This is a genomic window from Bradyrhizobium retamae (assembly GCF_001440415.1).
In the GTDB taxonomy this organism is placed as follows: domain Bacteria; phylum Pseudomonadota; class Alphaproteobacteria; order Rhizobiales; family Xanthobacteraceae; genus Bradyrhizobium; species Bradyrhizobium retamae.
Genome location: NZ_LLYA01000001.1, coordinates 497437 through 510271 on the forward strand (window position 1 = coordinate 497437; position 12835 = coordinate 510271).

Annotated in this window: 10 protein-coding genes; 9 read left to right on the forward strand and 1 reads right to left on the reverse strand. The window is 64.8% G+C overall.

Annotation, left to right across the window (positions count from 1 at the left end):
• The first annotated feature begins 184 nt into the window (after positions 1-184).
• Together CQ13_RS02280 and CQ13_RS02285 are read left to right on the forward strand one after the other, a co-directional pair.
• Complete coding sequence (locus tag CQ13_RS02280) at positions 185-2632, forward strand: adenylate/guanylate cyclase domain-containing protein (RefSeq protein ID WP_057841364.1); 2448 nt, start codon at positions 185-187, stop codon at positions 2630-2632.
• A 268-nt stretch (positions 2633-2900) separates the two neighbouring features.
• Positions 2901-3800 (forward strand): efflux RND transporter periplasmic adaptor subunit, encoded by a 900-nt coding sequence (locus CQ13_RS02285; RefSeq protein WP_057841365.1) that lies wholly within the window; start codon positions 2901-2903, stop codon positions 3798-3800.
• Positions 3801-3947: 147 nt separating this feature from the next.
• On the opposite strand, the gene CQ13_RS02290 is transcribed toward CQ13_RS02285, so the two are convergent.
• Entirely contained in the window at positions 3948-4784 is an 837-nt protein-coding gene (locus tag CQ13_RS02290; RefSeq protein WP_057841366.1) for a caspase family protein, read from the reverse strand.
• 413 nt (positions 4785-5197) lie between these two features.
• Here CQ13_RS02290 and CQ13_RS02295 point away from each other — a divergent pair, with 413 nt between their 5' ends.
• From CQ13_RS02295 to CQ13_RS02325, 7 genes are all read left to right on the forward strand, one after another.
• Positions 5198-6928 (forward strand): hypothetical protein, encoded by a 1731-nt coding sequence (locus CQ13_RS02295; RefSeq protein WP_057841367.1) that lies wholly within the window; start codon positions 5198-5200, stop codon positions 6926-6928.
• 150 nt (positions 6929-7078) lie between these two features.
• Positions 7079-7810, forward strand: a complete 732-nt coding sequence (locus CQ13_RS02300; RefSeq protein WP_057841368.1) for a thermonuclease family protein — start codon at positions 7079-7081, stop codon at positions 7808-7810.
• Positions 7811-7887: 77 nt separating this feature from the next.
• The gene (locus CQ13_RS02305) at positions 7888-8691 is read left to right on the forward strand and encodes an LssY C-terminal domain-containing protein (RefSeq protein WP_057841369.1); all 804 of its coding nucleotides are present in this window, start codon (positions 7888-7890) and stop codon (positions 8689-8691) included.
• Positions 8692-8843: 152 nt separating this feature from the next.
• A complete protein-coding gene (locus CQ13_RS02310; RefSeq protein ID WP_057841370.1) occupies positions 8844-10028 on the forward strand; it encodes a pyridoxal-phosphate-dependent aminotransferase family protein in 1185 nt (394 codons plus the stop codon).
• Positions 10029-10060: 32 nt separating this feature from the next.
• Positions 10061-10261, forward strand: a complete 201-nt coding sequence (locus tag CQ13_RS45140; RefSeq protein ID WP_057841371.1) for a hypothetical protein — start codon at positions 10061-10063, stop codon at positions 10259-10261.
• Entirely contained in the window at positions 10258-10551 is a 294-nt protein-coding gene (locus CQ13_RS45145; protein WP_057841372.1) for a hypothetical protein, read from the forward strand. Before CQ13_RS45140 ends, CQ13_RS45145 begins: the two co-directional genes overlap by 4 nt.
• Before the next feature lie 164 nt (positions 10552-10715).
• A complete protein-coding gene (locus tag CQ13_RS02325) occupies positions 10716-12833 on the forward strand; it encodes a S9 family peptidase (protein ID WP_057841373.1) in 2118 nt (705 codons plus the stop codon).
• Positions 12834-12835 lie beyond the last annotated feature (2 nt).

A 12835-nucleotide genomic window follows, 5' to 3' on the forward strand; every position in this document is an offset into this window, starting at 1 on the left:
TACGCATGCCGACGAATTCGCGGATTCCTGCTCGAAATCCGGGCTAACCATGCTGGCCGAGGGCCCGCCGGTCCCCTCAATTCGTGCTAAACAGGCCCTCATCCGGGGCCAGCGATTGCGGCTGGCCCCGCAGCAAGCGACGAACGGATGCGCATGCTTAAGGGCGTGGCGCACGAGGGTCCGGATGAGCGAGGGCAACGATAGAGCAAGGTTTCTGCGCGAGGGGCTGTTTGCCAAATACGTCGTCGCGCTGGTCGGGCTTGTCGTGTTCGTGCTGGCCGTCAACGGCGCGATGGAAATCTGGATCACCTATCGCGGCATCAAGAGCTCGCTCCACGACGGCATGTCTGACAAGGCGGAGGCGACCGCGAAGCGGATCGCGCAGTCGGTCTCCGAGCTGGAACGGCAGATCTCCTGGGTGACGCGCGCCTCCGCCAAGACGATCGAGGATCGCCGCGCCGACTACACCCAATTGCTGCGGCAGGTGCCGCAGGTCGGCCAGCTCTCGCTGCTTGGCAGCAACGGCCGCGAGCAGCTCCGCCTGACGCGGCAGACCGTCACGCTCGGCAGCAACGCCGATTTTTCCCGCGATGTCCGCTTCACTGAAACCGTCTCGCGCGGCACCAGCTTTGCGCCGGCCTATCTGCGCGACCAGCAGCCGTTCATGTCGATCGCGCTGTCGCATGCCGACGGCAGCATCACGGTCGCCGAGATCGACCTCGATTTCCTCTCCGAATTTTTGATCGACGCCCAGGTCGGCAAGGTGGCGTATGCCTATGTCACGGACTCCAAAGGCGAGGTGCTGGCCAGGTCCTCGAACGGGCCCGAGGTCGGCAAGAACCTGTCGACGCTGCCGCAGGTCGCTGCCGTCAGCAAGCCCGGCGGCGTCGCGCCGGCGTCGGGCCTGGATGCCAATGGCGACGCCGTGCTGACGACGTCGAGCCTGGTGCCGAAACTCGGCTGGCGCGTGTTCTTCGAACAGCCGACGGCGCAGGCGCTGACGCCGATCCGCGACCAACTCGTGCGGATCGCGCTTTTGATCGCGCTTGGCCTCGTGGTCGCGATCATCGCCGGCACCATCATGGCGCGGCGCCTGCTGGTGCCGATCACCGCGCTGCAGGCCGGCGCGCGGCGGCTCGGCGCCGGCGATTTCGGCCATCGCATCGAGGTGAAGACGTCGGACGAATTGGAGGAGCTCGCCAACCAGTTCAACGGCATGGCGGGGCAGCTCGCCGAGACCTATTCGAACCTCGAAACCAAGGTGAACGAGCGGACGCGGGATCTGGCGCAATCGATCAACGAGCTCAAGGTGCTCGAGGAGGTCGGCCGCGCGGTCGCCTCCTCGCTCGATCTCAACGCGGTGCTGCCTACGGTCGCCGCGCGCGCGCTCGAAATTACGCATGCCGACGCCGTGCTGATCTACGGCTATGACGCCGGCAATCACCAGTTCAGCCTGACCGAGGCGATCGGCATCGACAAGGCTGCCGAAGGCCGCCATCGCGCCATCGACGCCGACCATTCGCCGCTCGGCGAGGCCGCGACCAGTGGCGAGCCGATCGCCATTCCCCAGCTCGGCGCGATCCCCGAACATCCGCTGCGCGATGTCGCGACCGAAGCCGGCTTCCACTCGGTGCTGGTGGTGCCGCTGGTCGACCAGACCGGCATCTTGGGATCGCTGGTGGTGCTGCGGCGGAACCAGGGCGAATTCTCCGCCAACCTGATCGGCCTGATGAAGACGTTTGCGCACCAGGCGGTGCTGGCGATGCGCAATGCGCGCCTCTTCACCGAAGTGGACCACAAGAGCCGCGAGTTGCTCGCCGCCAACGACATCGTGCGCGAACAGGCGAGCAAGCTGCAGGAGCAGACCGACCAGCTCCGCGACTGGAATCGCTCGCTGGAGCAGCGGGTGGAGACGCAGCTCGGCGAGATCGAGCGCATCCGGCGGCTGGAGCGTTTCCTGGCGCCGCAGGTGGCGCAGCTTATCGCCTCCTCCGACGGCCATGAGGGCCTGCTCGACAGCCACCGCCGCGAGGTCACCGTGGTGTTCTGCGATCTGCGCGGCTTTACCGCGTTCACCGAGACCACCGAGCCGGAAGAGGCGATGAACGTGCTGCGCGAATATCATGCGGCGCTCGGCGAACTGATCTTCAAGTATGAGGGCACGCTCGACCGCTATGCCGGCGACGGCGTGATGATCCTGTTCAACGCGCCGATCCAGTTCGAGGACCACACCGCGCGCGCGGTGCGGATGGCGGTGGAGATGCGCGACACCATCGGCGCCCTGACCGAGAAGTGGCGCAACCGCGGCCACAATCTCGGCTTCGGCATCGGCATCGCGCTCGGCTACGCCACGCTCGGCCAGATCGGTTTTGAGCAGCGCCTGGAATACGCCGCGATCGGCAGCGTCACCAATCTTGCCTCGCGCCTCTGCGACGAAGCCAAGGCCAACCAAATCGTGGTGAGCCGGCGCGTCTATGGCATGGTCGAGCCACGGGTCGAGGGTCGGCCGATCGATGATTTGAATCTGAAGGGATTCAACCATCCGATTTTGGCGGCGGAGATCACGGCCTGGCGCGAATCGGTCGACAACGTCGTCGATGCCGCCACGGCGCGACGGAAGAAGATGCAATAGCCGGTGCGGTAGGGTGGGCAAAGCGCAAGCGTGCCCACCCTGCCGTGCTTGATGTCAAACAGACCTATCAGGGCTTCGCGAAAAAGCCTCGCGAAAAGCTTGATGAGATGCGCGTGGGCGTGAACCCTCTGTCGAGAATCTGTGACTAACACTGTGGCTGAGTCCGCCTCCTTCATCCTTAACATACGTCACACACGGCTTCTTCGCGCTTGGCGCGCCAACCACCCTTCTGGTATTTATGATTTTGATAACTAGGAACAAAACTTCGATGCCTCCCCTCCGTGCGCGCGACCTTTCACCTGTTCTGGCCACGCTGCTCGTGGCGGGTCTGCTCTCCGTCCCCTCCCCCCTCCTCGCCGCCGACGACGCCGACCCCGCCGCGCCCAAGGGCGCCGCGGTCACCGTGCTCAAGGCCGCGAAATCCTGTTTTGCCAATATCGTCGAGGTGTCCGGCAACATCATTGCGCGCGAGGAGACGCAGGTGCGGCCCGAGCGGATGGGACTGAAGGTGGCCGAGGTGATGGTGGATGCGGGCGACAGCGTCACCGCGGGGCAGGTGCTGGCGCGGCTGGCTTTGCCGGAAGGCGGGCAGATTTCGGTACAGGCCCCCGTGGGCGGCGTGATCTCGGCCACGACCGCTGCCGTCGGCGCGATGGCGGGCGCCAAGGGCGAAGCGCTGTTCTCGATCATCGCGCGCGGCGAGTTCGACCTGGTCGGCATGGTGCCGACGCGCGATATCGCGAAACTCCAGGTGAACCAGACCGCGCGGATCAAGGTGATCGGCGCCGGCGAGGTCGACGGACGGGTGCGGCGGCTGTCGACCACGGTGGAGCCGAACAGCCAGCTCGCGCAGGTGTTCGTCGGCGTCACCACCCCCCGGCGGCTGCTCGTCAATTCAAGCGGCCGCGCACAGATCAGGACCGGGCAGAGCTGCGGCGTCGCAGTGCCGCTGACCGCGATCCTCTACGGCACCGCCGGCACCGTGGTGCAGGTGGTGCGGCGCGCCCGCGTCGAAACGCGGCGGGTCGAGACCGGGCTGATGTCGGCCGGCCAGGTCGAGATCACCTCGGGCCTGCAGGAAGGCGACGTCGTGGTGGCGCGCGCCGGCGCGCTCTTGCGCGAGGGCGATCCGGTGCGCGCGGTGACGGCGAGCGCGGACGGGAAGTAGGTGTCCGTCGCCCCTGCGCGCAGCGGCCCATACGCCGCGGCCCGCGCAAAGGGCACGCGGGGCGACGGCTGCGCTTCGGCACAATGAGACTGGTGGTTATGGGTCCCTGCGGTTCGCAGGGACGACGTGGAGAGAGTTCGGCGCGCCTTACCCGCCGAGGCGGACGTCTTCCAGCAAGGACGACGACACCTGCGGCACCTGCTCGCCGTCGGAGGCGCGGGAGATGGAGATGCGGGTCTTGTTGAAGGCGCTGGCGACGCCGGACTGCGAATTCAAATTGTTGAGCAGCTCGGTGACCAGCACGCTGTATTGGCCCTTGCCGTCGTCGGCCACCTTGCCCGGCGTGGCCGAGGTCAGGATCAGCGCGTTCTCCGGTGTGGAGATCGGGGCGAGGCCGTGGGAATAGGAGCGGAAGCGGCGCTCATAGGGGTTGCGGCGGGAGGCGTCGACGACGACGAGCTTGGCGCTGGCGCCCTTCTCGGTCATCGTATCAAGCACCTGCTCAATGCTGACGCCGTCGCGGCGCACATCGGCCTCCTTCCAGATCGCGGCATCGACCGGGATCATGAAGCTCTCGCGACCGACCTGGACGCCATAGCCGCCGAAGAACAGCATCGCGACCGTGTCCGGCTTGATCTTGTCTTTCAGGCGGGCGACGGCGCGGGCCATGTCGTCCTTGGTGGCGTCCTCGACCACGTCCACGTCAAAACCCTTGGCACGCAACGCAGCCGTGAGGCCGCGGGCATCGTTGATGGGCTGGGACAGCGGCGCTGCCGCATCCGGATAATGGCCGTTGCCGATCACCAGGGCGACGCGGGCGGAGGTGCCGATCACGCCGGTCTGCTCGGTGCCGATCGCCTTGGCGGCGTCGAGCGAACGCTTGTTCAGCGCGGCATGGGCGCCGATCGCCAGCGACACCAGGCCGATAAGAGCAACGGCAATAGTGACGGTGCGGCGGGAAATGCAGAGCTGACCAAGGTTCATCGCGTTTCCATTCCCAAGTTTGTCCATAGCGCCAAGCAAGACCGCGCCAGTTAGTCGCGTGCGGACCGTTCAGGTTTGATGGGGTTGCCGGGTGTGTGCCGTCTAATTGCGCTCAATTTGCGGCGCCGCAACAACGGTCTTTTAGCCTGTCGGGCCCTTCCGGACAACCTCATTCAACGCATGGAACCAATTGCAGCCGACTATGGAAAAGGGTTAACGCCAGGTAAGTGACCCATATCACATTGTGTTCCTCGCCGGATTTGGTTAGTTCTCAAGGGCTTGCAGGCCCATCCGGCCGGCGGTGGCTGCGTGGACTCCCCATCGAGCCCGTTCCAAAGCCCCGGGACTACCGGGGTTTTACGGATCGTGCTCAACGTGGCCCTCCCTTCACCGTTCCGGCGGAAAGAAACTGCATGGGCTTTTCTACCATCGCCGGCGCCGCATTTCGGGCGCTGACCGCGCGGAAAGACGGCCCGTCGCTCTATGACGTCTGCGACCCCGTGCTGCTGAAATACCGCGGCGGCGACCCCCATCTGGGAAAATTCTATCGCACGGCGCTGGGCAACCCGGCGCTGCGGCCGCTGTTGCGGCGAACCGGGCATCCGGCCTTGCGCGACCAGAAGCGGTTGGGCGCCCTGCAGGAGGCGCTGCGACGGGCGCGCGACGATGCCGAGCCGGACTGGGCCGCGGTGGGGCAGCCGATCGCCGAGCTGATGGCCGATATTAATGTCCGCCACCCCGCCCCCGGGCCGGTGGCGGCACCGGGCCGCCCGCCCGGGCGACGCGAAATCGACCGGGTGATCCGCCGCTGTGGCGCGCATCTGCACGGCTCATTCGCCAAAAACGGCTTCATCCCGACCTATGCCGCCTTCAACCTGATCGGCGATGCCGACATGGGCGGGCGCGAGATGCTGATGGCGCTGACCGGGCTGAACTCGCGCGGCTACAAGAACTCGACGCTGTTATTCAGCCTGGCGCGGATCTTCATCGCGCATTCGCCGGCGCGCGCGCTGATCAATCCGCCGTGGCGAGGGATTGCCGAGCCGATGTGGCAGCCGATGCAGATCCGCCACCGCTCGGCCTATTACGACGCCTTTTTCACCGAGGCGCTGCTCAGCTACGTCGAAACCGGGCTGGCGTCTTCGGACGAGGCCGCGGCCTCAAGGCGCGCGATTTCGGAGATGGTCGATTTTTGTCTCAAGACCTCAGCCGAGGAAGTGCCCGCGCATGACGGTACCACCGTGAACGTGATCACGGCCCTGGCGCCGCTGCCGCATCCGCGGTTCTCAAAATTCTTCTCGCAGATCAAGCAGGATTTGGGCTTCGGCATCTACGTGCCGGACTGCGACACCACGGCGTGCTCGTTCTCGGCCGCCACACAAGCCGGCTGCACCGATCCGATCCTCGACCAGCCGCTGCTCGACTTCTACCGCGGCTACCAGGTGCGCGAGGGCGCCAACGAGCCGCGCGTCACCGTGCCCTTGAACGACAATATCGACTACGAGGGCGGCGTCGTCACCTGGATCGACAATCTCGCGGGCGACCGGCCTTACGGCAACGATCTCGATCCGACGCTCAACCTCGATATTCTCGAAGTAAGCTTCCGCAATCTGGCGCGCTGGAAGATTTTGGAGACGCCGCAGCGGCTGGAGACGGTGCATCGCATCCTAAGCTTCCAGCGGCGGCTCGCCGAAAGCGGCGCGTTCAAGAATCCGCGCTCGCACATCTATTACCTGCCGGAACTCTACTCCGCCTATTTCGGCCGCTGCCATGCCGCGTTCATGGCATTGCCCGAGCCCGCGCGGCAGGCGATCGATCCGGACGGCACGTTCGCGCTGATCCGCAAGAAGGTGCTCGCCTATGTCGAGGGTGAATTGATCGCGCGCGAGATGAACCCGTTCGACGCCGCGCTGGCGCTGATGGCGCTGGCGCATCTCGGCGCCGACGTCTCGACATTCGCGCCGGCGCTGCACGTCATCGTCGCAAGTCTCGGCGAAGGCGGCAGGCACGGGCCGTACCGGGCGTACGAGTGGAACAAGATGAAGACGCCGACGCGGATTCTGGTCGGCGGGCCCGAGGTGACATCGGCGTTCGTGTTGATGGGCCTGGCGTTGGCGCGGCGGAAGCTGGCGAATAGCGAATAGCGAATGGCGAGTGGTGATTCGGCCTTTTCCATTCGCTACTCGCCATTCGCCCATCAATGACGGGAAGTTGAAAGCGGTGCGACACCCCCGCTCTGGCAAGACGGCTCCATTGTCCGCACAATCCGCATCATTTTGCCACCGGGATTGCCGATGAAATTACGGACGTTGCTTTCCGCGTTCCTGCTGCTGTCACTGCCCGCCACCTCGCACGCGGCCGACATCACCGGCGTTCCGAAAATCCGCGGAGGCGATCAGCTCCAGATCGGTAACCATCGCATTCGCCTCGGCGGCATCGACGCGCCTGCCGTCGATCAGCTCTGCCTCAACACCAAGGGCGAGCGCTGGACCTGCGGCGCCGCCGCGCGCGACGAGCTGATCAAGCGTTTCGGGGCTAAGAGCTGGACCTGTCGTACACGAGCAGTGGCCGATCGCCGCGGCCGCACGGTGGCGCGCTGCGAGGCCGACGGTGAGGACATCCAGAAATGGCTGGTGTCGAACGGCTGGGCGTTGGCGCAGACGCGCCTCTCGCGCGACTACGAGGCAGACGAGAAGGCGGCGCGCGAGGCCAAGGCCGGCATGTGGCAGGGCGCGTTCATCGCACCGTGGGACTGGCGCATTCGCAACAAGAAAACCGCCGTTCTCGGCGCCGTCCAGCCGCCGGAGAATGCCCGGGCGGTCCTCTTGGCCTCGGCATCCGGACCGGTGGCGCCCTCGCCCGACTGCACCATCAAGGGCAACGTCAATCGCTCCGGCGAGTGCATCTATCACCAGCCGACAAGCCGCTGGTATGCGAAGATCGAAATGAAGATCTCAAAAGGCACGCGCTGGTTCTGCTCGGTCGAGGAGGCCGAAGCCGCCGGTTGTCGCGAGACGCGGCGGTAGCGGTTGTAGTTAACCTCGCCCGCTTCTGGGGAGAGGGAGCGGTATCTACGGTGTCCGATCAACGCATCGAAAAACGAATGCGGCAACGACGCGGCTTGCGGCGGGCAATGTTGCTCGCGCTCGTCATCCTCGGCGGTTACGGCCTGCTCGCCTATCTGGTGCTGCCGGGCTTCTGGACGCATTACGAGCATCAGCGCGGGCTGACCAGCATGCCGATGGTGACGCGCACCGCGCAGGGCATTCCCGGCGATCCCATGAATGTCGGGCTTATCGGAGACCAGCGCGACGTGGTCTGCGCGATGCATGCTGCGGGGTGGTATCCGGCCGACCGGATCACGCTGAAATCCTCGATCGAGATCATCGGTAGCGTGCTGCTCGACAGGCCCTACAAGGACGCGCCGGTGAGCAACCTCTATTACCTCGGTCGCCGCGAGGATCTCGCCTATGAAAAACCGATCGGGAGCAGCGCCGACCGCCGCAACCATGTGCGCTATTGGAAGGTGCTGGAGAGCGGCGAGGAAAAGCGCCCGGTCTGGCTTGGAGCTGCAACGGAGGATCGCGGGGTCGGCGTCAGCCGATACACCGCCGCCGTCACGCACCACATCTCGCCCGATCTCGACGCCGAGCGCGCGCTGCTTGCGACTGACCTGGGAAATGCCGGCATGGTGGACGCGAAATACCAGGTCACCGGCATCGGCCCCACGATCGCAGGGCGGAACGGCGGCGGCGACGCCTATTACACCGACGGCGAAATCTGGGTGCTGCGGCTGGTCGAGGCCTGCAAGAAGCGCGAGGGACCTGCGGTGACGATCCCGAGCCCGCCGGCGACCGAGCTCAAAGATCAGATCTGGCGCGCGATCGCGAATGCCGTCGGCAAATAGCCCGTCAAGAGCGGAGCAATCAGAGCAATTTGATCTTTTTGCGACTCCGGATTGCTTCGCTGCGCTCGCAATGACCGCTGCGATCCAATATTGTGTTGCCAAGTCTCCAACGCCTCGATTTCGCGTATCTGCCGATTAAGGAAAACCAACAAATGACCGTTCGCGCGGGCCGGGAATTTCTGGCCATCCCGGGACCTACCACGATGCCCGACGAAGTGCTGCAGGCGATGCATCGCCCGGCGCTCGACATCTATTCCGACCAGATGCTGGAATTGACCGACGGCCTGCTCGCCGATCTCTCAAAGCTGTTCGCCACCAAAGGCAAATCCTACATCTACATCGCCAACGGCCATGGCGCGTGGGAAGCGACGCTTTCCAACGTGCTGTCGCGTGGCGACAAGCTGCTCGTGCTGGAAAGCGGACGCTTTGCGATCGGCTGGGGCCAGGCGGCCGCCGCGATGGGCGTCGAGGTCGAGGTGCTCAGGGGCGACTGGCGCCGCGCGATCCGCGCGAGCGAGGTCGAGGCGCGGCTGCGGCAGGACAAGGACCACACCATCAAAGCCATCGTCGCCGTGCAGGTCGATACCGCGTCCGGCGCCTATAACGACATCGAAGCGATCGGCAAGGCGATCAAATCGACGGGGCATCCCGCGCTGTTCATGGTCGACACCGTGGCTTCGCTCGGCTGCATGCCGTTCGAAATGGACGCCTGGGGTATCGACGTCGCGATGTCCGGCTCGCAGAAGGGCCTGATGACGCCGCCCGGCCTAGGCTTTGTCGCCGCCAACGACCGTGCCCGCGAGGTGCATAAAAAGGCCAACCTGCGCACGCCCTATTGGGATTGGACCGAGCGCGAGGGCAGCGAGCATTACCGCAAATATGCCGGCACTGCCCCGGTGCATCTATTGTTCGCGCTGCGCAAGGCGATCGACATGCTGCAGACGGAAGGGCTGGAGAACGCGTTTCAGCGCCACCGTTTGCTCGCCGAGGCGGTGCGCCGCGCGGTCGCGGTCTGGAGCGAGGGTCAGGTGATCGGCTTCAACATCGCCGAGGCCAATGAGCGCTCCAACACCGTGACGACGGTGACCATGAACGGCTACGATCCGGCCGCGCTGCAGCGCTACTGCAAGGAGAAATGCGGCGTGGTGCTCGGCACCGGCATCGGCGATTTGTCCGGCCAGGCTTTCCGCATCGCCCATATGGGCCATGTCAATGCGCCGATGATCCTGGGCACGCTCGGGGTCGTCGAGGTCGGCCTCAACGCGCTCGGCATTCCCCACGGCAAGGGCGGAACCGAGGCCGCGATCGAGTATCTCGGGGAGAACGTCGAGGCGTAAAGGTTGTCGTCCCTGCTGTCGGCGAGCGGCTGGTGCCGCCCTTCGTGCTCTATGGCACGCTGTGGATCCTGCTGCTGGCGTTTCTCACCATCAATTTGCCGTCGGCCTATCAGCAATTGCAGGCGGCGTTCGCGACCATTTATCCCGAACTGGAGGACGCCAGCCGCTTTCTCGGCGCGAGCCGGCTTCAATCGCTGCGCCAGATCACCGCCCCCTGCTGCGCACCGGCGTGATCGCGACCTGGTGCTTCATCTTCATCGGCGTGATGCGGGAGTTATCCGCCGCGATCGTACTGTTCACCTCGCAGACCAAGGTGCTGTCGGTTTTGATCTACGACCTCAACGAAAGCGGCGACCTCGCCGCGATCTCAGTGCTTGGCATCGCCATGCTGGGATGTTCGGGGGACACGCAGCGCGCAACGCACGCCGAATGTGATCACCTTTGCGGTGGTGCTCGCGGTGAACCGAATCCCGATGTTTGGCGGCGGTGCGGGGGCGAGGTTAAGGAACAGTTAGCAACCTAGAACCGTAAGTAGGGTGGGAAGCGTAGCGTGCCCACCGTTCAGGTTGGATTCGGCGATAGATGGTGGGCACGCATCGCTTTGCCCACCCTACAGATCGGTGCATCTGGTAATCCGCCCGTTTGCCACCGATATAAGGCTCGATCATTGAGCCAGACGAGGACCGCGTGACACAAGCCGCCGCCAAAAAGCCCGCCCTCTTGCCGCCGGCCGCCCCGCGCCGGCCGCATACTTTCACCACGCACGGCATCACCGTGCAGGACGACTATGCCTGGCTGAAGGACCCGAAATGGCAGGAAGTGCTGCGCGACCCCTCGATCCTCGACCCGGACATCCGCAAATATCTGGAAGCGGAGAACGATTACACCGAGAGTTTGCTCGGCCACACCGCCTTGCTGCAGAAGAAGCTGGTCGCCGAAATGCGCGGGCGGATCAAGGAAGACGATTCCAGCGTGCCGTCGCCGGACGGCCCGTTCGCCTATTTGCGAAAATTCCGCGAGGGCGGGCAGCACGAAATGTTCGGCCGCACGCAGCGCGATGGCGGCGCGGTGCAGATCGTGCTCGACGGCGACGCCCTCGCCAAGGGCCATGAGTATTTCAAATTCGGCGGCGCGCGGCATTCGCCTGACCATAGACTGCACGCGTGGAGCGCCGATACCAAGGGCTCGGAATATTTCTCGATCCGCGTGCGCGACTGGGAGACGGGGATCGACCGCGACGACCTTGTCGAGGAGACCGACGGCGGCATCGTCTGGAGCAAGGATTGCCAAAGCTTCTTCTATGTCAAACTCGACGACAACCACCGTCCGATGCAGGTGTGGCGGCACCGGATGGGCACCAAGCAAGCCGACGATACGCTGGTCTATGAGGAAAAGGATTCCGGCTGGTTCACCCATCTGCACGAGAGCTCTTCGGGACGCTTCTGCGTGATCGCCGGCGGCGATCATGAGACCTCGGAACAGCGGCTGATCGATCTCGCCAATCCCGAAGCGCCGCCGCGGCTGGTGGCGGCACGCGAAGAAGGCGTGCAGTATTCGATCGCCGACCGTGGCGATGAACTGTTCATTCTAACCAATGCGGACCATTCGATCGACTTCAAGGTCGTCACGGCGCCGCTCGCCTCGCCCGAGCGCGCCAACTGGCGCGATTTGATTCCGCATCGCGCCGGCATCTATGTGCTCGATGTCGAACTCTATGCCGGCCACATGGTGCGGCTGGAGCGCGCCAATGCGCTGCCCGCGATCGTCATCCGCGATCTCGGTAACGGCGAGGAACATGCCATCGCCTTTGACGAGGCGGCGTATTCGCTGGACACCATGGGCAGCTACGAATTCGAGACCACCAATCTGCGGTTTTCCTATTCGTCGATGACGACGCCGTCGGAAGTCTATGACTACGACATGGCGAAGCGAACGCGCGTCTTGCGCAAGCGGCAGGAGATTCCGTCCGGGCATGACCCGGCCGACTATGTCACCACGCGGATCATGGCGACGTCGCATGACGGCGCGCTAGTGCCGGTCTCGATACTGCATCGCAAGGACCTCGTGCGCGATGGCAAGGCGCCGCTGTTGCTCTATGGCTACGGCTCCTACGGCATGGCGATGCCGTCCTCGTTCTCAACCAACCGGCTGTCGCTGGTCGATCGCGGCTTTGTCTATGCGATCGCGCATATCCGCGGCGGCGCGGACAAAGGCTGGGGCTGGTATCTCGACGGCAAGCGCGAGAAGAAGACCAATTCATTCGACGATTTCGCCGCCGCGGGCCGCGCCCTGATCGAGGCAAAATACACCAGCGCCAAGCGCATCGTCGGTCATGGCGGCAGCGCCGGCGGCATGCTGATGGGCGCGGTTGCCAACCGCGCGGGCGAATTGTTCGCCGGCATCGTCGCCGAAGTGCCGTTCGTCGATGTCTTGAATACGATGCTCGACGATACGCTGCCGCTGACGCCGCCGGAATGGCCGGAATGGGGCAACCCGATCGAGAGCGAAAAGGATTTTCGCACCATCTTGTCGTACTCGCCCTACGACAATATCGCGGCGAAGGAATATCCCGCTGTGCTCGCGATGGGCGGCCTGACCGATCCGCGCGTCACCTACTGGGAGCCGGCGAAATGGATCGCACGGTTGCGCGCCATGATGACCGGTGGCGGGCCGGTGCTGCTGCGCACCAACATGGGCGCCGGCCACGGCGGCGCGTCGGGCCGCTTCAACCGGCTCGATGAGGTCGCGATCGCCTATGCGTTTGCGCTATGGGCGGTAGGGTTGGCTGAGAAGGGTGAGGTTTAGAT

Bases quoted from the DNA above. Each gene is read 5' to 3' on its own strand.
- CQ13_RS02280 (WP_057841364.1), top strand. From the start codon at position 185: ATGAGCGAGGGCAACGATAGAGCAAGGTTTCTGCGCGAGGGGCTGTTT.
- CQ13_RS02285 (WP_057841365.1), top strand. From the start codon at position 2,901: ATGCCTCCCCTCCGTGCGCGCGACCTTTCACCTGTTCTGGCCACGCTG.
- CQ13_RS02290 (WP_057841366.1), bottom strand. From the start codon at position 4,784: ATGAACCTTGGTCAGCTCTGCATTTCCCGCCGCACCGTCACTATTGCC.
- CQ13_RS02295 (WP_057841367.1), top strand. From the start codon at position 5,198: ATGGGCTTTTCTACCATCGCCGGCGCCGCATTTCGGGCGCTGACCGCG.
- CQ13_RS02300 (WP_057841368.1), top strand. From the start codon at position 7,079: ATGAAATTACGGACGTTGCTTTCCGCGTTCCTGCTGCTGTCACTGCCC.
- CQ13_RS02305 (WP_057841369.1), top strand. From the start codon at position 7,888: ATGCGGCAACGACGCGGCTTGCGGCGGGCAATGTTGCTCGCGCTCGTC.
- CQ13_RS02310 (WP_057841370.1), top strand. From the start codon at position 8,844: ATGACCGTTCGCGCGGGCCGGGAATTTCTGGCCATCCCGGGACCTACC.